Source organism: Paenibacillus sp. GCM10028914 (genome assembly GCF_042666275.1).
Classification (GTDB): Bacteria; Bacillota; Bacilli; order Paenibacillales; family Paenibacillaceae; genus Paenibacillus_AQ.
The window spans coordinates 541460-563930 of sequence record NZ_JBHTFO010000017.1; the positions used below are offsets into that span (position 1 = coordinate 541460).

Here is a 22471-nt window from a genome sequence, read left to right on the forward strand (position 1 = left end):
TAACATTTTCTTTCTGACAGTCCAATGAGGCCCAGCTTCTAAGAGCTTTGGCCTCATTCGTCTTGTTCTATATCCCCTTCACTTGCATGATGGCGAGTCTCATCCTATTTCAAAACTGCACACTAAACCCCTTAAACCGATGAATGCCTGTGCCGTGTCGGACCACATCACGCTCCCGCAACTGTCTTACTGCCGCCTGTACCTCCTGCAGCAATTCGGGCTCCAATCCTATGGTGTTATGCCCGCCGAATATTCTACTTACGCCAGTTAGCCCAGAGATTCGTTCAAGTGAATTCACAAGATCTACAGGATCTGTTGTCGGATAAAAAGCATAGATCGGTGTCTCGTCATACAGCAGATCTCCAGTAAACAAATACCCTCGGCTAGAATCAAACAGAGCGATATGACCTGGTGAATGACCTGGCGTATGATACACCTTGAGACTCCGATCACCCAGCTCGATAACATCTCCATCCTGTAGCAGCCCTGTTGGCTGACCTTGATAAGGCTTATACGTCTTGGGATCGAATGTATCTGGTACCAGACGCGTAATATCCCGAGATATATCTTTGCGAATCTGCTCGATACTCAGCTTCTGTATCCCGTTCACCAGCCAATCCTCTTCTGCTTCATGCACATAGATCCGATCAAACTGACCGTGACTACCAATATGGTCAGCGTGAACATGCGTAGTTAGAACGACGATCGGCAGATCTGTAAGCTGGTCTGTCATGCGTTTAATCTGGTCAATACCAAGCCCAGTATCGATGAGTGCAGCCTTACTGCTCCCCATTAACAGATAAGAATGGACCTTCTCCCAATGACCGTATTCACTAATAACGAACGTTTCATCGTCAATCTGGGATACTGTAAACCATGCATCGTCAATAACGACTGGATAGTTGTTCATATGTACTCCTCACCTTCAAGATTCAGCATTCGGGGAAATGCTCGATTGAATTGTAATGTCTTCATCATCATCCGGAAAGCCGACAAGTGATAAATAATAGCTCTGAACCTTCCCGCCCCCGCCTAATTCTTCCGCCTCTGACTTCTTTAGAAAATGTCTATCCACTAGAGCCTTGAATTCTTCAATGAAAGCTGTAAAACTCTCTTCACTCCCCCGTAAGGAATACGTAGCCGTAAGGTTCTTTCTCTTCGTCTCATGACTAGAATTCAATGCAAAAGAAGACGCAGGCGCATTCACGATCTTCGCCCTCGTTACTTCTAAAGTTTCCATAAACACCTGTCTGGACGTTTCAATGAGATCCTCACTCGGAAGCAGGTGATCGTCCGGAATAAAACGGCTGGCTACCGCACGGTAATACTTTTGAACAATTCCGTTCTTCTCTTCTTTCCTAACAATCTGTATGACCTCGTGCTTCTCCAGCTCTTTCAGATGAAAATAAATATTGTTCCGGGTAATGTTCAGCATTTCTGCCAGCTGTTGACCGGTATATTCATTCTTCACAAGATTCATCAGAATCTTGGTACGCAGCGGGTCGGCGATCGCTTTCAGTTGATCATGGGTCTTAATCGTATAGACTCCAGTAATGGTCACATTATCACCTCACAACTTTTTACCGGTAAAATAAAATTTACTGTTAGGAAAATTTACCACGTAACTAAGAAGTCAGTCAATCTTATTAACTACATCTTTAAACACTTAAAATGAGCTATGATGTTTCCTCACCCTCGCAGGGTGTGGTATATTATCCACATTCATGGTTTTACTCATCACTGTCAGAAGGAAGTGTCTGAATGTTCGATCCAACCATATTCGAAAATTTAAAGGTTGCGGTGGAGAATATAGTCTATGATCTGGATAATCTAGACGAGCGGATTATAGTCACGGGCCGGTCAGACCTAATGGATATGGCCGTTATGTCGCGGGCTTTCAGTCTTAATTTCGATTTAGTCCCCCAAACGGGAACTTCCGCTGAAATCCGGATCGAAGCTTTTCTTAAAGATCTAGCTGCGGAAATATTAGAGATGCCGGGTGAACAACCAGGCTGCGCTCTATCCCTTCGCTTCTACACCAAGGTTACAAAGGTGCCTGAGCAATGCCGGCGAATATCAAACCTGATACAGGTCATCTGGGAACCCCAGGTTGCTCCGGTTCAGACACTCAGTCATGTATATAGTGAGGAACCGATCATTTACAACAATACAATTGAGCTGAAATTCCCTCACAAAATAAACGAAGATAACATGTCCGATCTTCCAAACTTGGTCGATCATATGATCCGAACCCTTGAAGAAATAGCTCGCATTACGTAAGTCTTGCTTAGCCAAACAAACAATAAAAATCGCCCACAGTTCGATAGAGCGTTTAGTCGCTTACTATCAAACTGTGGGCGATTTTTTTATCGATCTATTTATAAGAGCTTAATCGTTGGTTGTTTCTACAACCAGTCTAACCTCGATGTCAGAAGGATCCTTCACATAAAAAGCTCCATCACGCTCTTCCAATACCAGTCCTGCTTCACGGATTCTTCCACTCACCACTTCAAGTTCCTCATCATTCGGAAGCACAACTGTAAAATAGTTCATACCCGCTGCATTCCATGGGGTGCTCGGAACTCCGACACCAGCCCATACATTCAGCCCGATATGATGATGGTAGCCTCCAGCCGAGATGAACAATGCAGCACTGCCATAATGTGCTGTTAATTCAAATCCAAGGATATCGCAATAAAACCGCTTCGCCTCCTGCAGATTAGACACATGGAAATGAACATGCCCGATAACCGTTCCTTCCGGAAGACCGTTCCACTCCTTACCTTCAGATACAGCAAGCAGTCCTTCAACATCCACCGGATCGGTAGTCATCATAATTTCACCTTGTGCATCCCGCTTCCAAGTATCGCGTGGACGGTCTACATAGATTTCAATCCCGTTATTATCAGGGTCGCTGATATAAAGAGCCTCACTAACCAAGTGGTCTCCTTGACCAACCGGGATATTATGCGCCACCAGATTACGAATAACTAGCCCGAGACTTTCACGATCAGGCACAAGAATCGCAAAGTGATACAGACCTGCTGCTGTACGCTCCGGTTGCTGAACCAATCCTTCTACTTCTTCAAGCACGAGCAATGTATTCTTACCATCTGCCGTCAGTTCAGCAACTCTTCCTTGCTGACGAAGCATTTTCAAACCAACTACTTCTGTATAAAAACGTGCAGATCGTGCCAGATTGCTAATACGCAATGACACTTGTCCAAGCTCTGTGGACGGATGTAATACTGCTGACATAAAAAACACTCCTTTGTTTAGATCGAATTCAAATTATTGTATACGGATAAATAATAATCGTTTTATCACCAACATGTAACCACATTAGTTACAGGTTGTATGCACTAATTATAGTTACAGAGAAAAAGAAAGTCAATTATTATATTATATTTACTCGGAAACCTTTTCCGAAATGCTCTCCACAATGTCTTGCAGCGTAACTTCCTGGAGCACTCTCTCCATCGCATTTTGTGCAAGTGAGAACACGGGGACGATCGCATCCTGAATATGCTTACCTACAGGACATTTTTCATTCGAATGTTCATGAACTGCAAACAGGTTATTTTCCTGCACCACCTGCACAGACCGGTATATATCAAGCAAAGATATTTCCTTAGCTTCTCCCTTAATCTTGGCTCCCGCAACCCCGGGACGCACCTCTACAAGACCAGCCTTGCTCAGCATACCTGTAATTCTTCGGATGACTACCGGATTTGTATTCACGCTTTCTGCAATATAATCTGATGTGCTTATCCCTGATTTATTCATTTCCAGCACTGATAATATATGAATGGCCACAGCGAATCGACTACTAATATTCAAGCAAATCTCCTCCTACAATTAAGCTTTCTCCCATCAGAGAATGTAACTATCATAGTTACATCTATCAGTGAAGTCAATACGGACGGACTCAGCTCTGAGCCCAAAAGAAATACAAAAAGACCGGGGAAATACCCGGCCTCATAGATTGCTTGCTTCTCGATGACTTTAAAACATCGGAAATACGTATTTGATAAGAAAATACAGTAGACCGAAAAAGATAATCAGATAGGCTACATATTTGATAAGCGTAGAAGCTACCAAGCTGGAATCATTTCGTTCCTCCACATTGCGTGTCTCTACCTCAACACTATCGCGACGCTCACGGGAAGTCATTATTCCCCACCTTCCTTTCTTATCCTGTTCTGACAGGAAATCGGTTTCGGCTGTTTGTTTATTTTTACACGCAACACAGGATAATGAACCACTTATTTCAAGCAATCTATCACTTTAGTGTTTACAGCACACCAATTAGAATAGGCAGAAAAATGAAAGATGCCAGCGTTGTCCACAAAATACACATGGATATCAATCTCGGCGCCGAATCATATTGCTCCGCGAGAATAACCGCATTCACTGCCGCTGGCATTGCGGACAGAATTAGAATAACGGCAAACAAAGTCCCTTCCACCGACAGTGCCGCGAGAATTCCCCATGCAACAAGGGGAGCCACAGCCATACGCATGATCATTCCGGACCACAATCCACGACGAGAGACCGTTAAACCATCACTGCTGTCACGGACACCCATCATCTGCGCACCTAATATAACGAGCGCTAGTGGAGCATATGCAGCCGATAGCATAGATATCCCTGTCTCGAGCCCGCTTGGTAATGAGGCATCTACCATCCGCATCAGTACAGCAAGTCCAGCGGCATACACGGAAGGAAGCAAAAAAACAGACTTAACTGCTTTTGCTGCTGAGAAGTGAGATCTCGCCGCTAAATACACACCAAGTGTATTTATAATAATAATTTGTACGATGACATATACAGATGCTTTATCGAGTCCCGCTTGTCCAAAAGCGAGCAGCACAAGAGGCAAGCCATAGTTCACACTGTTAGTGAACATCGTTGTCAGACCAAGCCCAGATCGTTCAGGCTGCGACAATTTTAGTATTTTTCCTGCAACACCGCAGATCATCCAGAGAATGATTACATTGAGGATACAAAAAGCAATCGTCACAGCCACATCTCCTGAGGTGATCGAAGCTTTTTCAAGCGTCTCAAATATGAGTGCGGGACTCATCACGTAAAGCGATAATGTAGAAAGCGTTCTTGTCTCCATCCCTTTAAAGCGTTTTAACAATCCACCGGCAATTACGGGAAGGGAGATTGGAAGAAAGACGCTGTACAATGTAACAAAAAATGAAGATAGCATCTGTTTAGATCCCCCTAAAGATGTATACTCGTTACTTTCCTTTTATCGTAACGCATAAGGAAGGAAAACGTCCAAGACCACATGCCTATAGACGTTATAGGTAATCACTATTCTGCTTTTTTCTCACCTTTTATTCATCTATACGAATCTCTATTTTCTCCTACAGTTTACGTATATTTGCTAATTTCATCACTTTGGGTAGTTGTTCGTAATATTCTAAAACAGGTTCATAAGTATTGGTGAATAAAGGAGACCTGATTGTGAGCAAATTGCCTAAACAAGAAAAAAAATTAGTGTTTGATTATATCGTTATTGGAACAGGTCCTGCCGGTGCCGTAATAGCAAAAACTTTAACCGATGACAAGAAGACATCTGTCCTTGTATTAGAAGCTGGAGAGAATAAGGATAAAGACAAACCGATTAGAGATTCTACTTTTGCTCCTGAGCTTGAAGAGGAATTTTTCCCTCAATATTTTTGGCAAGGTGAGGGAATTCCTCAGGAAGAACTTGATGGACGCGTATTTGAGTGGACAACAGGGCGACTCTCAGGTGGAGGCACCTCCATTAATGGTGAGCAGTATGTTAGACCAACATCAGCTGTGCTCGAACAGTGGGAGGAGTTGCTCGGACCTGACTGGTCACCTGAACGTGCAACCAGGAGATTCCAAAGAATGGAGAGATTTAATGGGGAGACAAACAATCCAGACGTTCACGGCTACCATGGAAGAATAGACATTAGACAGGCGCCCGAAAATCCCACTAGCATGGCGAATAAGCTGGTTTCCGCAATCGAGCAAGCAACAGGTTTCCCCGAAATACTCGATTATAATACCCCTGAAACACCACTTGGCCCCTTCTCCAGATGGCAGTTATTTCAAAAACCGAATGGGAATCGTGAGAGCTCATCAACGGCTTTCCTTTCATCAAATATTGTCACTCCCGGTGGGCGTGGTCTGCATGGCCGTAAATTGACTGTATTCTACAAATCAACGGCATTACGTATTCTTTTTGAAAACAAGTGTGCGGTTGGCGTGGAATTTCTAAAAGAAGGAAAATGCGTCAAGGCGTTTGCCCGAAAAAAAGTGATCGTTTCAGCTGGGATTAACAGTGCTCAACTGCTCATGCTGTCGGGGATCGGGCCTAAGAAACAACTAAAATCCTCAGGAATCTCAGTTATTGTAGACAATCCAAATGTGGGCAAAAACCTTAGGAACCACACTTTGAATTTTGCTACTTTTACCACAAATCCCGCAGATAAACCGCTACCGTCCAGTGATCCGGACGCTCTTTATACAGGCGGGGCCTTCTTGCCTGATCCGTCAACGGGTGCAGATCCGAATGTTCGAGCGGTCCAACTTGCTGGAATCGGGGCCGAAGACTCTTTAACCATCGTCATTATCTATCTGAAACCTAAGAGCCGTGGTTCGATCAAGCTACAAAGTAATGACCCCCTTCAAATTGTACTGGCTGACGAGGCTTTTCTACAAAACATCGACGATATGGAAGCCGTAAAGCAAATCTATAGAGTTTATATCACTGCAATAGCCGAGCAGCTTAATGCTATCGATCCGAATTACCGATTAGTTTCTCCAACGATAGACATCATCAATGACGATGAGATGCTCGAAACCTTTATTAAAGAGAACTTTGAACATAACCATCACCAACAAAGTTCACTCCGAATGGCTCCACGTTCAAAGGGAGGGGTGGTTAACCGACGCGGGGAAGTTCATGGAGTAAAGAACTTAATCGTAGCTGATGATTCAATCATACCTTTTACGGTTGATGGAAATACCTCAGCACCAGCATATCTAATCGGTCTTACCATTGCTGAGCAGCTACGTCCCAAAAAAACCGGCAGCCGGAAGCCTGGGCGGGAGAATATGCAAGAGTAATCTCTTACAGCTTCATAAACAATAAAACAACCTTAGTTCGATAGCTACCGAACTAAGGTTGTTTTATAACTCTTTGGTTTTATCCGAGGAAAGCAATAGATGATTTCGTTTTTCTAGCAAATGCAATAGGATTGTCGATGGATTCCCAGTGAATATACATTAATCTTGGATTTTCGTTCAACCAGTGATTGTGCAGTGCCGTCACTGTAATACCATTCCGTTGCAGATTTCTAATTAATCGATTTGCCTGATTCTGGAACAATGCTGTCTCACCCAGGCAAAGCCCACGTCCGGACGCATCAAGTGATTCGAATGAAAATAGTTGATAGCGAACCAATGGTGATGTTGTACGTCTACCTAATATTTTTGCATTAAGATTCCGAGAACGGCTAACAAAACAAACAGGTCCCGGATCGATTTCATGTTCGCCGCCTAATATACTAGCGAATTGATTACATAGTCTTTGAAAACGCGGACTCACCCTAACTTGTGCCATGAACATACCTCCTCTTGGTTTTGAGATAATATATGATCAAGCCAAGGAAGGTGCTTATACGCATACCTATTAAATGAAAATAAAAAGATTTAACAAATAATATACTAGTCTCTTGCAGGTGCTTTCATTCGGATTATTTCATATCAACAACATTATTGTTTAGATATCGCGCCCTATATTCATGTTCTAAAATACTCATCACAATCGAATCATGATACTCATGATTATAATACAGCACATCCCGCTGAACCCCTTCCCTTATGAATCCAACCTTTTCGTAAGCCTTTATCGCCCGTTCGTTATACGCAAAAACCTGCAACTCGATCCGGTGCAAATTAAGAATGCCAAAGGCATATTCCAATAGGAGACGGATCGCTTCCGGTCCATACCCCTTGCCCATATGTTGACCCGAATCAATAGCAATTCGGAGACTTGCATTGCGGTTTATGCTGTCCATATCCTGTAAGGCAATGTCTCCAATGACTTCGTCTCCATCTGACAAAGCGATCAGAAGCAATATGGCTGAGCTATCGGTTGAGACACTCTCTATATAGCGATGCGTTCCTTCTAGCGTAAAGTGCTTCTGAGTACCTGTCAGTCTACGAAGCTCGGGATCAAATAATTTGTGAAAATAAAATTCTGCGTCTTCCAGTCCAATCGGTCTCAAATAGAGTCGGTCACCTTCTAAAAAACGGACCGGCATTGCATTCCATAATTGTTCGCTCATGTTATACCTCCTGTGTTCACCTCTCTGTAAATCCACTATAATATACCAGAGCATTGACCATTTCCATATGTACAGATTCCATAAAATAAAAAGGACAGATAATAAAATGAAGCAGGTAAGTATCAATCTGACGGAGATGAGCGGGTCACCAGTTAATTCTTCTCTCCCCCAATACGTGCAGCTGTATCAATATATCAAAGATGAAATAGCAGCTGGCAAGTGGCAGGATCAAGCTCGTTTACCGTCTGTACGCAAACTCGCCGATATGCTAGGTTTGAGTACAACCCCGGTTGAAATGGCTTACCAGCAGCTGCTGGCAGAGGGGTTTATTCTGAGCCAACCACGAAGAGGTTATTTTGTACAGAAACTCGTTGACACACCAGCATCAGTGCCTAATGAGCCGCCCCCACCTCAAGGCAGACTGTTACGGCGTCACCATTCTTACCGTTATGACTTTCATATGTCTAAAAATGACTATTCGTATTTTCCATTGACGGAATGGAAGCGAGCTTACAATCGTTGTCTTCAGGAGGAAAATGTCTCTGATCTTCTCTTCTATGGTGATCCGCAAGGCGAAGAAGGACTTCGTTATGAAATTGCCAAATATGCAAGAAGTATGCGGGGCGTTTCCTGTTCTCCCGAGCAAGTTGTTATCGGTTCAGACGCCTATCCACTACTAGAACTGTTAGGCCGACTGCTTCGTCCATACGGAAATGATTTTGCAGTTGAGGATCCTGGTTACCCGCAGTATCCAGAATTGTTCAAGCAGAATGGATTTAACATTCACCCGATTTCACAACAAGAGGATAGCATTGACCAGAAGCAACTTCGGGCAAGCGGAGCAACTATTGTTTCTGTGTCTCCATCCCATCAATTCCCGACCGGCAAGATCATGCCGATTTCTAAACGACTCGAACTTCTACAATGGGCACAGGATTGCAATGGTTTTATTATCGAGGATGATTATGATGGGGAGTTCCGTTATTACGGCCGCCCCATTCCCTGTCTGCAAGGTCTTCTTCCTGACAGCCGGGTCATTTATTTGGGTGGATTCACACAAGTACTGTCACCCTCCATCGGGATCCAATACATGATACTTCCATCCATTCTGCTTAATGAATATCATCATTTGAAACACCATCTGTTTCTGGAATGCACGGCACCAAAGCTTCATCAACGAACATTAGAACGCTTCTTGCGAGACGGACTCGTAGAAAGGCATCTACGAAGAATGAGAACGATGCTTCGTAAGAAACATGACGCTGTCATCTCCTCGATTCGAAAGCATTTTGGCAAACTGGCCGATATCTCAGGTACAGGAGCAGGATTTCATCTGATCCTCTCGCTGCAACATCCAGCCTCTGAAGCCGAGTTACAAGCTCTTGCCGAAGAACGTGGAATTCGTGTTCACTCTATCGAATATACACATATCCGAAGAACACAGGACCCCGAGTATAAGAGTGATAATCGGGAGTTTATTGTGGGATTTGCCGGAATTGCAGAATGCGATATCGATGAAGGGATACGGCGGTTGGCTGATTGTTGGCTGCAGCTCCCAGACACATCTGGTGACTCATGGCCTTAACACAAAAAAAAGGACGACCACATAAGGCGGCCTCCTTTTTTTGTATCAAACTCTTAAAAACCATTAAACCGAGCGGCCAACGATGACCAAGTCTCTTTTGATCCCATCAAGTATAGCGACACCCGGGAGCAAGCCCCACTGCTGGAATCCGAATTTCTTAAGCAGGCTCAAGCTCGGTTCGTTATGTCCAAACACAAATCCAACTAGATTGCTAACTTTAAGGCGTGGGCATTCTTCGAGTGCTTTCTCGATCAGGATACTCCCAGCACCAATCCCTCGGTATCTCGAGTCTACATAAATACTAATTTCTGCCGTACCTTGATAGGCAGGTCGACCATAAAAAGATTGAAAACTCATCCAAGCAGCGATATTGCCGTCCACCCGCATGACCCATAAAGGACGATGTTCCGTATTATGCTCCTCGAACCATTGAATCCGGCTTTCAGTCGTGACCGGTTCCAAGTCTGCCGTAACCATTCGGCCGGAGATGGTGGAATTATAAATATCTACAATGGCGGGTAAATCTGCTTTAACTGCGTACTCGATCTCATATTGTTGCAATGCCATATCTATTCCTCCGAATGATGTGATTATATGTACGTTTATTTTACAGGAGGTCGGTAAGAAAAACATGTATTTTTTTACTATCAAGCCAATCGCACCTTACCTTACTTTACTTCATTCCTTGAAAAGGCTACGCTTATATAACAACGACTAATTTGCATTACACACAGAAAGGGATGTATTTCACGATGAACTCCAGATTGAATCAATTAACAAACGCGATGTCCTTACAAAACTGGGATGTGCTACTTATAACAGATCCAAAACATGTGTATTATTTAACGGGGTTTGCAAGCGATCCACATGAACGCTTTCTTGGACTTTTACTGACACGTAGCGATGAACCTGTACTGATCGTACCCGCTCTTGACGGTGATGCAGCTGCTGCCGCTTCGTCGATAAGCACGATCATTACGCATCAAGATACAGATAATCCATACGAATTGCTTCGTGGGCAAATTAAAGGATCGATCGGCACAATGGCTCTTGAAAAAGACCAGCTTACGGTGTCGCGTTATGAACAGCTTCAGCAATTCTTGCCCGCGAAATCTTATAAAGATGCAGGTCAGGTACTGCGTGATATGCGTGTCCGAAAGTCCGAGGATGAGATTACAATTATGAAACAAGCTGTTGCTCTCGTGGAAGAAGTGCTTGCTCAAGGTTTGAAGCAGGTTAAGATCGGAATGCGCGAAATTGAACTTGTTGCCGAGCTCGAATATTTGATGAAAAAACTAGGAGCTGATGGCCCTTCATTTGATACGATGGTATTGTCCGGTACGAATACAGCTCTTCCTCACGGGGTTCCTGGATCACGGCAAATACAGGAAGGCGATCTGCTTATGTTCGACCTCGGGGTATTCGCAGGAGGATATGCTTCAGACATCACCCGTACCTTTGCTGTAGGCAATATCAGCCCAGAACAAGAACGCATTTATAACACCGTTTTAGAGGCTAATGAAGCTGCGATCCGCGCTGTGAGACCCGGTGTTACGTACGGATCGATTGATAACGCTGCTAGAACAGTGATTGACACGGCTGGTTATGGCCCTGCCTTCTTGCATAGATTAGGCCATGGACTAGGAATGGATGTACATGAGTATCCGTCAGTTCACGGACTGAACCAAGATATCCTTCAACCTGGAGCGGTCTTCACCATTGAGCCAGGTATCTATATACCGGGTGTTGGTGGGGTACGGATTGAGGACGACGTGCTCGTAACAGACAACGGTGTCGAAGTTCTAACTTCTTTCCCTAAACAACTTACCGTTATTGGTTGATTTTAACGGAGATCAAGACCCTTCCCTTAAACAGTAGAGTCTCTCTGAAAAATATAAGGCGACCGCTTACCCGAAATACCGGGAGAGTGGCCGCCTTTTTACTATCTTCACTTCTATTAACAAACCAATCTTACGACATATAACGTTTTATTTTTATGGTAAGACAAACAATGAGCAGACTCAGCAGAGCCGAATCTATGACTCTTACAACAGCAATGCCATAACTCATGATCGAAACATAATCTATGAAATACCATAGCACGAGAATAAATGCTGCTAATACAAACAATGACGACCAGAAATAAACTTTTTGTTTAGGACTCACTTTCATCATGTTATGTTCTCTAGACAATGAAGCTCTGACATACACATAGATAAGGATGATACATAATCCAAGTAATGTACTGCCGTGTTGTAATAGCTTATAGATAGGTATGTCATAACTAGATATATTAAACGTGTGCGCGAGAATAGGAAGCTCTGTGACCATAAATCCATTTTTATGGGTGAAAGAGTCCCACACGATGTGTGTTAGCATTCCAATTAATGCAGAATAAAAAAAGACGATCACACTCAATACTCCGCTATAATTCGGTCTCCGAGAATTCGAATCTTGAAGAACAACAGGCAAATGATTAACGAGGGTGCGATGGATAAATGTATGATAAATAAAATAAATCACGATAACTAATGGGAGATTAAAATATAAAAAACCTCTGAATGTGTGCCCGATTTCCCCTAAAGGCTGCCCTCTTAAGAAGTATTCAAAATCTGGAGACATGCTCCCAAGGACCAATGCGGAAAAATGAACGTATTTACTCTTTCTAGAGAACGGCAGTACAGCTGCTGGGTGTGCAAACGTCAGTGGCATAGGTCACTCCTATATATGAAATGTTATTCTAGTATCAGCAAACCTAGTCTAACATACATCTTTATTAAAATTAAAAAAGCCCCTATTGAAAAAGCATATTAAAGTTATGGTGGAAACCTGGTTTGTTTGCGGACTGACGTTCCACTATTTCTGTAAAAATGTCACTTTTAAGATGTAAGAGGACAGAGAATCCGCTATTACATACAATACGTAAAAATTCAGATGTATTTAAGCAATTAACGGAAACTGAGTCCGCTTAGTCCCATATAACGTAGTTTTCTACTAAATAACGGATTGTCTGTCCGAAGAATCTACCAAAAGTCAAAAATGGCGGTGTAGGGATAATCTCCCTGACACCGCCATTCTTTATTTTTTGAGTGTTTCATCAAACGAGCTGTCTTATCAAGTAAGTAAACCTACTTATGGGACATCCCATTTGTTGTCTGAATTCAAGTCTGCATAATATCAATATCTTGATTTCGGTCTTTAAACACTTCCTCATCGACTTCCTTCATAATCCTGCCGGTTATCATACCAGCCGTCATCGACCCGTTCACATTCAGGGCCGTCCGTCCCATATCGATCAAAGGCTCAACTGAGATTAGTAGCCCTGCCAAAGCAACCGGCAAGTTCATGGTAGACAATACGATCAAAGAAGCAAATGTCGCTCCACCACCAACACCTGCGACGCCGAATGAGCTGATCATCACGACAACAATCAGTGTAAGTATAAATGTCCAATCTGTAGGATCGATCCCTGCAGTAGGAGCAATCATTACCGCCAGCATGGCAGGATAGATACCCGCACAACCATTCTGCCCCATCGTAGCCCCAAGAGAAGCGGACAGATTCGCTATACCTTCTTGTACGCCCAACTTTTTGTTCTGTGTCTGAACACTCATAGGAATAGATGCAGCACTGGAGCGAGAAGTAAATGCAAATGTCAGAACAGGCAGTGCTTTTCGGATATAAACCATCGGATTATATCGGAACAACAGTAACAGAATCATATGGATAATAAACATAACGATTAATGCTACATAAGATGCGAGAACAAAATCAATTAAGTCGAGAATGACTTGAAGATCCGTGCTTGCAATCGTCTTGGCCATGAGCGCCAATATGCCATATGGTGTCAGTCTAAGAATTAAAGTCACCATACGCATGACAACTGCGTATAGAGCACGGATCATACTACGAAATGTTTCGGCTTGCTCTGGTTGCTTACGATCGAGTCCAAGCAAGGCAATACCTATAAAAGCCGAGAAGATCACGACCGCAATCGTCGAAGACTTCCTTTCTCCAGTCATATCTGCAAATGGATTGGATGGGATAAACTCCAATATTTGCTGTGGCAACGTCTGGTCTCCTACGTCCCCCAGCTTTTCCTCAAGCAATAGTCCCTGCTCATGCTCCGCGGCGCCAGCCTGAATATTTTCAGCAGATAAATTAAACGTAAGTGTCGTGGCTATACCGACAGAAGCGGCAACACCTGTTGTTAGAATCAGAACAGCGATGATCAGACCGCTCATTTTACCGAGATTTCGTCCACCTTTTAAATTCATTATCGCTGAAATAATCGATACCATAATGAGCGGTATAACCATCATTTGAAGCAAGCGAACATATCCGTAACCGATTAAATTAAACCATTGTGAAGATTCTGCTATAACGTCAGATTCTGCTGAATAAATAAACTGCAGGATTGCCCCAAACAGTACACCGAGCCCTAATCCGGCAAACACACGTTTTGTAAACGAAAAGTGCTTCTTCTGCATCCAATACAGTATGCCGGTAAGCATAAGCAGAACAAGGACATTAATGATAACCCAGACTGTTTCCATGCCTGAAGCCTCCTCTTGTTTGAAATAAGTGCTATCTACGTATTCATGTCCAAAACCCAACACCTTAAAACATTACCCGTTAAATCCGATCCGATATCTATTTTATAAAAAAGATGTGCCAAGTAAATATAAAAAAGACGACTCTCAGCCGTCTAAAAGCTTCTTATATCGTTTTAACTTTATTATGTTCCACGATTCGCAGTGAGAAGTACCTGGGGGGCGCCATTCTCAGGGTGCATAACGACTGCTGGGTCAACCCGGAAGACATGCCGGATAAAATCCTCTGTCAGCAATTCGGACGGTACCCCTTCCCCTGCAATTTCTCCATCCTTAAGTACCAGAAGCCGATCACAGAACTGCGAGGCTAAATTTAGGTCATGCAGCACACTAATAACCGTTATGCCGGCTTCATTCCGCCACTCCGCCACCATATTCATAAATTGTAACTGATACCGAATATCCAAATAGGTCGTAGGTTCATCGAGCAGTAGAATTGTAGGCTCTTGAGCCATTACTTTCCCAAGAGCCGCTCGCTGTCTCTGACCTCCACTTAATTGATCTAGCCTTCTGGATTCCAGACTTTCCAGCTCCAGCTTACGGATAATTCGGTCAAGTAGCGGACCTGAGTCATTCTTCTCTCGACCCAGCCAATCCTGAAATGGATAACGTCCCATTTCAATAACCTCACGTACCGTGAAATCAGTCGGAGCAAGACCTTCTTGCTGCAGTACGGCAACGATACGGGCCAGTTCCTTACGGCTGTAGCTAGAAACTTCCCTATCATCCAGCTTAATAGACCCGTTCGAGGGTGTCTCCACACCAGAAAGGAGATGTAGCAGCGTGGATTTACCGCTTCCGTTCGGACCAATAACCCCCCACCATTCTCCTTCTTGTACATTCCAATTGATCCCGGACACTGCATTCAGTCGTGAATAACGCTTGCTTACATCTTGAAGTGTAATCATAGAGTCCCCTCCTTGCGCTGCTTCTTATTCCGATACAACAAATAGGCAAAGAAAGGAGCACCAACAAACGCCGTTACGACCCCGATCGGAATTTCAGTTGGTGATAGTAATGTTCTAGCCGCCGTATCAGACCAGATCATGAAGATCGCCCCTCCTAGTGCCGATAAAGGAATGATGACACGATAATCCGAACCGGTAACAAGACGAATCATATGGGGCACAACCAATCCAACGAAACCAATCACCCCAGACACGGACACCGCAGCTGCCGTCAAAAGTGTCGCAACAATAAGGACAGAGCTTTTCAGCCGATCAACATTAAGCCCCATATGAGCAGCCTGCCGTTCGCCTAATGACAAGAGATTCAACATGCGTGCTCGACTCCATAAATAAAGAAAACCTATGATAAAATATGGGAAAAGTACGATGATGTACGACCACCCTCTCATACTCAAGCTTCCCATCGTCCAAAATAGAATGTCCGTTAGTGTGTCCTTCGACATAACTGTCAAGAAAGAAACCGCAGCCCCTAAAAAAGACTGCATGATTACACCCGATAAAATCAGTCCATGCGTCGGTATTTTCCCGTTATCTTTGGCCAGCAGAAGTACGATCCACAAGGTCAAAATCCCTGTCATAAACGCCACCAGAGGCAGTGTCCAGGCTCCCGCAAACGAGTATTGCAGCCCATAGAAAATCAGAAATGCAGCTCCAAGTGAAGATCCGGATGATACACCAAGTGTAAACGGGTCGGCAAGCGGATTTCTAAGTACTCCTTGAAAAGCAGCACCCGCAACCGCAAGCGATGCTCCAACCAGCATTCCTAATAAAATTCGAGGGAGACGGACCTTCATAATAATCTGCTCTGAAGCCATTTCCCAATTTGGAGCGATTGAATCTCCGATCCAAGGTAACTTGTGAAGTAACATCGCTCCGATTTCTTGGACAGGTAAATGGACTGAACCGATGCCTAAGCAGACTAGAAGCGTTAACAATAATAGAAGAAGACCCGCTATTCCGTAACCGGCAAGTTTTCTACTCATCATGACAACCGTTCCGTATAAGCTGTTTTCGTTATTATAACTCTCATCCGTTTCTCTCCTAATCTCAAGTTTGAGAGCAACTGGCTTCACTATAAGCACCCAAGCAAGCTGGATTCTGACGGAATCCTATTCATCTATCACAAAAAAGCCCCCGATATCTCCATAGAGAATCAGGGGCTACGTTTCGGAAATCATATCAGTCAACTCGTCCACGATAGGTCCGTCAAACGTATTCCTCTCCTCGAAGGACCGTCAGATCATCACGGGGCAGGTCTCCTGACTTACAGGTTGAAATAACATCTTCGCCTTCCCGAACCTAGTATAGGCCAGTGGCTATTGAAGATGTCCCTGATTCACAGTGGCGGGACCGTGCCGGACTTAAACCGGCTTCCCTTTTAACCCGGGAGTAGACCATAACAAGACTATCTCTCCAGGACCCTCGCAAGCATTGAGTATTCTCTTTTTGCCAAACATACTACTCTGTTGACGATTATATGAGATATCCTCTCAGCTTACAACCTCGAAGTTCATTGACATGGCATGGATCTATTATTTTACAAGTGGCTTTAGCGCGTTATACTGCTCCATGATCTCCTTCATTATCGGATGATCTGCAGCTATGCCTGTATACTTAACAGCTGTCTCTAATACGCCCAGTTTTTGAATGGATGCTTGCAGCTCCACGCTTTCTGGATCTTCTGGCACGTTGAATAACAATGCACCCGCCATAGATTTCGCAAGAGAACGATATGTTAGTCCACGCTCATAAGCTTGCAGCGCAGGAGACACAAGACGGTCACCCGGTGACAGCTTACGAATCGGTGAACGCCCTACGCGAGTAACTTCATCTGTTAGTGCAGGGTTCTTGAAACGTTCCAGAATCGTATGAATGTATTGCTGATGTTCACTCTCATTGAACGAATGCTTGTTTATGAGCAATGCACCCGTCTCTTCAAGCACGGAACGAACATGCTCCATAACTTCCTGATCATTCATCGCTTCCTGAATCGTATCGAATCCTTTCAAAAAGCCCATATATGCCGCGGAGCAGTGACCTGTGTTCACGGTAAACAATTTACGCTCGATATATGGTTCCAAACGGTCCACATAATGAACGCCTTCTACCGGAACAAAATTCTCAAACATTTGCGAACGGTCAACAGCCCACTCATAAAAAGGCTCTACAACGACCTTCAAAGGATCCTCGTGCTTCTGAAGAGGTACGATCCGGTCAACTGCCGCATCCGGAAAAGCAACGAATTGATCTGCCTGTTTTCTCGCCTCCTCGTCCAGCAAGGCATATACAGCTTCTTTCAGCTGTGTGCTTCCGCCGATCGCATTCTCGCAAGCGATCACGTGAAGAGGTGCTGTACCGGATTGAAACCGCAGTTTCAATCCTTCAGCGATCGTGCCTGCAATATGTTTCAGGATGTTCACACCCACCGCTGTCGTAACCAAGTCTGCTTCAGCGATGGCCTGTGCAGCTGCGGCACTGTTGGTAGCACTGTTCAGAGCGGTTACACCCTTCACGATCGTAGTCTCTCCGCCTTCGCTAGCGAGAGTTACCGGGTACTCACCTCGCGATTGAAGTTCGGATACGAGCTCCTCGTTTACATCGACAAAACATACCTCATAGCCCCCTTGGGACAACAGAAGACCGATGAACCCACGTCCTATATTACCCGCTCCGAAATGGACAGCTCTCATGCTTCCATTCCTCCTTCAAAGATTGCCAGGATTTCTTCTTCATTCGAAGCGTTCATCACGCGTTCAATACTTTCATCGTCTGTGAAAATCATAGCGACATTCGTTAAAATCTCCATATGATCTCCGCCGGCTGCAGCAATTCCGATCACGATAAACGCTGGCTCATCACCACCGAAGTCCACGCCTTCCGGAAAACGGACAATCGATAACCCCGTAGAAGTAACCAGGCTCTTCGCTTCTTTTGTCCCGTGAGGAATAGCCAAACCTCCGCCCATGTAAGTGGAAACGATCTCTTCCCGCTCAATCATTTTGTCGACATAGCCTGCGTCAACATGACCTGCCTTAACAAGCAAATTCCCCGCCATTCTAATTGCTTCGTATTTATCGTTCGCCTTTGCATTTAGGATCACTTTATCTTTGGATAGTATGTTCATGATGTATAGTCCCTCTTTCTAAATTTTGATATTAAAGAAATGTTGTAATTCTTCAGCCAGATAAACCTGTATATCTTCCTGCTTTCCTTGCTCCAACAGATCAATCAGCTCCTCCTTGAGCATCAAAGCACTAATCTCACTTAGCACCTCTAAACTCTCTCTAGGTAATTCCTTTGGAGCCAACATGAATAGGAGTACGCGGGCCTCTGCGCCATCTTCAAGTGAAACAGGGTTGCTTAGTCTAAATAGCGTAAGCGATGGCCAAGAAACAAACCGGCTACGTGTATGGAACAGAGCGAGTGAGGTATCCGGAATTAACTGACTTCCCATCCGCTCGCGCTCAAGCAGCCGCTTACGGATCGCCCAGGCATCGGTTATTTTCCCTTGTCTTCTGATCATAGCCAGAGCCTGATTCAACGTTTCATTTAGATCCCCCTGCTTGTTATCAAGAGCGTATAAATGGAATCCATCCAACAGAGAAACAATTTCGTTCATGAGTGCAGCTTGTGCACGCAGACGTACAAGCGATGTTTCTTTACGAACCTCGTCAGCTAAATTTTTCTGCGAACCATAATCAGAATCGCTACCAGTACCTCTTTTTTTCAAAGTCGTATTCTGGATAAACTGTAACAATTTATCCGTATCTTCTTGCGTGAGAAGCGGACTTATCTTTATATATTTATCTGCAGCTAAAGGCAGATCTATCGTCGATATGATGAGATCGTAATTCCCTTCAGGAATTCTCGCGGCTTCGTACCAGGAAATATTGCCTAGCACCTTAATCTGCGGCATTTCCTTGCTGAGCCTCGTTCCTAAAAGCTTAGAAGAGCTTAGTCCATTGGAACATACAAGAATCGCCCGCACATTCCGTCCAAGCTGACTTAGCCGCTCCATGGAGGCTCCAAAATGCATAACCAGAAATCCGATTTCCTCATCAGGGACATCCAATCCACGAATTAACTCTTTTACGGACTCTTTAATAATCTGAAAAAGATCTTCATAGTCTTTTCTTATTGCACTGAGGAGTGGGTTACGGATACGCATGCCTTCTCGGATTCGTTTTATTGCGGCTCCAATGTGCTCTACAAGTCCTTGACGAAGTGAGCGATCCTCGAGAAATGGTATTCCCGTTCGACTCACAACACTCTCAATCAAGCGATATACCATCTCGATCATTTCTACGTCAGCATGAGCTAGCTCGGAAATCGCCGATGTCTCTTGTACTCTGTTAAATAATTGGGCGACATACCGAACTTCGTCAGTAGAAAATTGGATGCCTAGTGATTTACCAAGATGGTCTGTAAATTGCTTAATTCCAGCAAAAGCTCCATCCTCTTTGATAAAATCTGTAGAACCATATTTGAATGTCACCGTTCTCCCCTGACGAATTCGGCTAACGCTAACAGATAAGGTGATAATCATTTCGGTATAGGCACTCTCGCTCAGATCGTTAGTCCAGCTCCAATCCATATCCCATAAAGTGTTCTCCACGTCGAGAAAAAGTGACTTTCCAATCATCGATAATAATCGAACTGCCACCGGTTTATTCGTGTAGGTATATTTGTTACCAACCAAATCAGAATAGTCGAGGTTATCGAAGACCAATTGGCATATGCCTTCGCGTTTCCCGCTTTCCTCACCCTCAATTTCCACTCCATAACCTCGACGTCGAATGAGTTTTAACCCAAATCTGTTTGTCCAGAACTCCAACTCATCCAAGTCATTACTAATCGTTGAAACAGTCACCTTTAAGCTATGAGCTAGTGCGAATAGCTTTACCGGCTCATCCGAGTCTAACAAAGTGCATAGAATAAGAATTTTTCGTTCCTCGCCTGAGAAATCTACCGATTGATCAGACAGTAGTCTTGTCCTAAATTCCTCTAAATCTTCTTCTGAATGCCCCTCAATCCGAATCCCAATCCCCGATTTTTTATGAAGAACAAGTCCATAAGCTTTCACAATCGCCTCAATCTCTTCCATTTCACGGTGAACCGTCCTGACGCTAACCCCGACTTCTGAGGCGATCTCGGCAGCCGTCATGCCTTCCTTCCTGTCCATTAATAGCAGGAGAATCTGACGCTTTCGGGCTGTGATTTGTCTCATGGCGGCTCCCTTCTAATAGAAATGGAGTCCACGCTGGTGAATCTCACCAGCGCGACAAAGTTTAGTCATGTAATGCTAGTCTTTCAAACGCTCAACGAGCTCGTCATATCTTGGGCTTTTCAAGAAATTATCGATTGAAATATGCTCGGCATTTGGCTGCTTAGCAATCGCACGATCTGTTAATGTTTTCTGAGTAATGACAATATCCGCATCATCAGGAATTTCGCTGACCGCTGAATTTACAACGGTAATGTTCACACCGGCTTGTTGCAGTTTCTTTCTTAGAACAGAAGCGCCCATCGCACTCGATCCCATCCCTGCATCACAAGCAAATACAATTTTATTAACTTCCTCTTTCCCCTTGGCAGCAACAACCGCTGCTGCTGAAGGATCAACCTGATCTTTCATGCCGCTTGATTTCATTTCTTTCATTTTGGCAGCAGCCTCTTCCAAATTAGGCTCCTCTTCGCCTTTTTTACCTGTTTTCAGCAAAACTGCTGAAACGAAGAATGAAACAACTGTCGCTACTAGGACACCGGCAAGTACCGGAATAAGTCCGCCCTTCGGTGCCATGGCTAAGTAGGCAAATATACTACCCGGTGATGCAGGACCTACCAGACCAGCTCCAAGAATTTGAAACACAAATGTTCCGGCAACACCACCTGCAATTGCTGCAACGATAAGAATCGGTTTCATCAGAATATAAGGGAAATAAATTTCGTGAATACCACCGAAAAAGTGAATAACAGCTGCCCCTGGAGCAGATGCTTTTGCTGTACCACGACCTACAAACCAATAAGCAAGCAAAATACCTAAACCAGGACCAGGGTTCGATTCGAGCATATACAGCACGGATTGTCCTAAACGGGCAGCTTCTTCCGTAGCAATTGGACTCATGATACCGTGGTTAATTGCATTATTCAGGAACAATACCTTGGCCGGCTCGATAATGATGTTGACCAACGGTAGCAGGCTTGCGTTAACCAATACTTCTACACCAGAGGAAAGAAGTCTCGTTAGGGACTCCACAAGCGGTCCGATTCCCGTGAAAGCGACGATAGAAAGAATCGCACCAACAATCCCTAGAGAAAAGTTATTAACGAGCATCTCAAAGCCAGACTTGACTTTACCCTCATACAGTTTATCGAGTTGCTTAAGTACCCAACCTGCTAATGGTCCGACAATCATCGCACCAAGGAACATCGGGATATCCGCACCGACGATAACACCAATCGTAGCGATAGCACCGATAACGGCCCCTCGCTTGCCGTGAACCATTTGTCCACCGGTATAACCAATCAGTAGAGGGAGAAGATAGGTAATCATGGGGTCAACCAGTTTACCTAAGTATTCATTAGGGAACCATCCGGTTGGAATGAATAATGCCGTAATCAAGCCCCATGCAATAAAGGCACCCATATTAGGCATAACCATTCCACTCAGCAGACGGCCCAGCTGCTGTACTTTTACTCGTACGCCGCCGGATTCATTTTTGTTAATTGTCTCTGTAGACATAACTGAACCTCCTGTTGAGTTTATTGGGAACAGAATTTCGATAGAAATTCTTAATTAAGAGTTCTTATATTCATCCTATGACATCTTGGTTCACCACTCAATGAAAGGAAAACAAGGTTTCGGCATGAATATTGTTGACATCTTTTTAAAAATTAATGTATTTCTTAAAAACCATCCACACAACGCTCTGTTTGATGCTATCTTTGTCACTCTATAATGCCTGGCTT

The 22471-nt window shown here is 44.1% G+C and carries 21 protein-coding genes and 1 riboswitch; of the genes, 4 read left to right on the top strand and 17 right to left on the bottom strand.

Annotated elements, in window-relative coordinates:
- Nucleotides 1–109: 109 nt before the first annotated feature.
- Both ACFQV5_RS19960 and ACFQV5_RS19965 read right to left on the bottom strand, forming a co-directional pair.
- On the bottom strand, nt 110–910 hold the full coding sequence (locus ACFQV5_RS19960) for an MBL fold metallo-hydrolase (RefSeq protein ID WP_379249234.1): 801 nt from the start codon (nt 908–910) through the stop codon (nt 110–112).
- Between the two features lie 15 nt (nt 911–925).
- Entirely contained in the window at nt 926–1561 is a 636-nt protein-coding gene (locus tag ACFQV5_RS19965) for an ArsR/SmtB family transcription factor (RefSeq protein WP_379249236.1), read from the bottom strand.
- A 200-nt stretch (nt 1562–1761) separates the two neighbouring features.
- Between ACFQV5_RS19965 and ACFQV5_RS19970 the strand changes: the two genes are divergently transcribed.
- Complete coding sequence (locus ACFQV5_RS19970) at nt 1762–2280, top strand: hypothetical protein (protein WP_379249238.1); 519 nt, start codon at nt 1762–1764, stop codon at nt 2278–2280.
- A 108-nt stretch (nt 2281–2388) separates the two neighbouring features.
- Here the strand turns inward: ACFQV5_RS19970 and ACFQV5_RS19975 are convergent, their stop codons facing one another.
- From ACFQV5_RS19975 to ACFQV5_RS19990, 4 genes are all read right to left on the bottom strand, one after another.
- On the bottom strand, nt 2389–3258 hold the full coding sequence (locus tag ACFQV5_RS19975; protein WP_379249240.1) for a VOC family protein: 870 nt from the start codon (nt 3256–3258) through the stop codon (nt 2389–2391).
- Nucleotides 3259–3408: 150 nt separating this feature from the next.
- Nucleotides 3409–3840, bottom strand: coding sequence for an Rrf2 family transcriptional regulator (locus tag ACFQV5_RS19980; protein ID WP_379249242.1), 432 nt, complete (start codon nt 3838–3840; stop codon nt 3409–3411).
- A 165-nt stretch (nt 3841–4005) separates the two neighbouring features.
- On the bottom strand, nt 4006–4173 hold the full coding sequence (locus ACFQV5_RS19985) for a hypothetical protein (protein ID WP_379249244.1): 168 nt from the start codon (nt 4171–4173) through the stop codon (nt 4006–4008).
- 121 nt (nt 4174–4294) lie between these two features.
- Nucleotides 4295–5218: an AEC family transporter gene (locus tag ACFQV5_RS19990; protein WP_379249246.1), complete on the bottom strand. Its 924-nt coding sequence runs from the start codon at nt 5216–5218 to the stop codon at nt 4295–4297.
- A gap of 260 nt (nt 5219–5478) precedes the next feature.
- Between ACFQV5_RS19990 and ACFQV5_RS19995 the strand changes: the two genes are divergently transcribed.
- Nucleotides 5479–7113: a GMC family oxidoreductase gene (locus tag ACFQV5_RS19995; RefSeq protein ID WP_379249248.1), complete on the top strand. Its 1635-nt coding sequence runs from the start codon at nt 5479–5481 to the stop codon at nt 7111–7113.
- 79 nt (nt 7114–7192) lie between these two features.
- On the opposite strand, the gene ACFQV5_RS20000 is transcribed toward ACFQV5_RS19995, so the two are convergent.
- Both ACFQV5_RS20000 and ACFQV5_RS20005 read right to left on the bottom strand, forming a co-directional pair.
- On the bottom strand, nt 7193–7609 hold the full coding sequence (locus tag ACFQV5_RS20000; protein ID WP_379249250.1) for a DUF1259 domain-containing protein: 417 nt from the start codon (nt 7607–7609) through the stop codon (nt 7193–7195).
- Nucleotides 7610–7742: 133 nt separating this feature from the next.
- Nucleotides 7743–8336, bottom strand: a complete 594-nt coding sequence (locus tag ACFQV5_RS20005) for a GNAT family N-acetyltransferase (RefSeq protein ID WP_379249252.1) — start codon at nt 8334–8336, stop codon at nt 7743–7745.
- Between the two features lie 106 nt (nt 8337–8442).
- Between ACFQV5_RS20005 and pdxR the strand changes: the two genes are divergently transcribed.
- Nucleotides 8443–9921 carry a MocR-like pyridoxine biosynthesis transcription factor PdxR gene (gene pdxR, locus ACFQV5_RS20010; RefSeq protein ID WP_379249254.1) on the top strand — a complete coding sequence of 493 codons (1479 nt, stop codon included), beginning with the start codon at nt 8443–8445 and terminating at the stop codon, nt 9919–9921.
- Nucleotides 9922–9984: 63 nt separating this feature from the next.
- Here pdxR and ACFQV5_RS20015 read toward each other — a convergent pair whose 3' ends face one another.
- Nucleotides 9985–10488 carry a GNAT family N-acetyltransferase gene (locus ACFQV5_RS20015; RefSeq protein WP_379249256.1) on the bottom strand — a complete coding sequence of 168 codons (504 nt, stop codon included), beginning with the start codon at nt 10486–10488 and terminating at the stop codon, nt 9985–9987.
- A gap of 185 nt (nt 10489–10673) precedes the next feature.
- On the opposite strand from ACFQV5_RS20015, the gene ACFQV5_RS20020 reads away from it, so the two are divergent.
- Entirely contained in the window at nt 10674–11762 is a 1089-nt protein-coding gene (locus ACFQV5_RS20020) for a M24 family metallopeptidase (RefSeq protein ID WP_379249258.1), read from the top strand.
- A gap of 130 nt (nt 11763–11892) precedes the next feature.
- Here the strand turns inward: ACFQV5_RS20020 and ACFQV5_RS20025 are convergent, their stop codons facing one another.
- The 8 genes from ACFQV5_RS20025 to ACFQV5_RS20060 all read right to left on the bottom strand — a co-directional run bounded on the left by ACFQV5_RS20025 (nt 11893) and on the right by ACFQV5_RS20060 (nt 22244).
- Entirely contained in the window at nt 11893–12633 is a 741-nt protein-coding gene (locus tag ACFQV5_RS20025) for a DUF4184 family protein (RefSeq protein ID WP_379249259.1), read from the bottom strand.
- A 449-nt stretch (nt 12634–13082) separates the two neighbouring features.
- Entirely contained in the window at nt 13083–14477 is a 1395-nt protein-coding gene (locus ACFQV5_RS20030) for an L-cystine transporter (protein ID WP_379249261.1), read from the bottom strand.
- Nucleotides 14478–14659: 182 nt separating this feature from the next.
- Nucleotides 14660–15442, bottom strand: coding sequence for an ABC transporter ATP-binding protein (locus ACFQV5_RS20035; protein WP_379249263.1), 783 nt, complete (start codon nt 15440–15442; stop codon nt 14660–14662).
- A complete protein-coding gene (locus ACFQV5_RS20040) occupies nt 15439–16485 on the bottom strand; it encodes a FecCD family ABC transporter permease (protein ID WP_379249467.1) in 1047 nt (348 codons plus the stop codon). Before ACFQV5_RS20040 ends, ACFQV5_RS20035 begins: the two co-directional genes overlap by 4 nt.
- A gap of 250 nt (nt 16486–16735) precedes the next feature.
- A riboswitch (cobalamin riboswitch) is annotated at nt 16736–16941 on the bottom strand.
- Nucleotides 16942–17034: 93 nt separating this feature from the next.
- Nucleotides 17035–18192: a mannitol-1-phosphate 5-dehydrogenase gene (locus tag ACFQV5_RS20045; RefSeq protein WP_379249265.1), complete on the bottom strand. Its 1158-nt coding sequence runs from the start codon at nt 18190–18192 to the stop codon at nt 17035–17037.
- Nucleotides 18189–18626 carry a PTS mannitol transporter subunit IIA gene (locus tag ACFQV5_RS20050; RefSeq protein WP_379249267.1) on the bottom strand — a complete coding sequence of 146 codons (438 nt, stop codon included), beginning with the start codon at nt 18624–18626 and terminating at the stop codon, nt 18189–18191. Before ACFQV5_RS20050 ends, ACFQV5_RS20045 begins: the two co-directional genes overlap by 4 nt.
- An 18-nt stretch (nt 18627–18644) precedes the next feature.
- Nucleotides 18645–20729: a BglG family transcription antiterminator gene (locus tag ACFQV5_RS20055; RefSeq protein ID WP_379249269.1), complete on the bottom strand. Its 2085-nt coding sequence runs from the start codon at nt 20727–20729 to the stop codon at nt 18645–18647.
- 75 nt (nt 20730–20804) lie between these two features.
- Nucleotides 20805–22244 (bottom strand): PTS mannitol transporter subunit IIBC, encoded by a 1440-nt coding sequence (locus ACFQV5_RS20060; RefSeq protein WP_379249271.1) that lies wholly within the window; start codon nt 22242–22244, stop codon nt 20805–20807.
- Between the last annotated feature and the right edge of the window lie 227 nt (nt 22245–22471).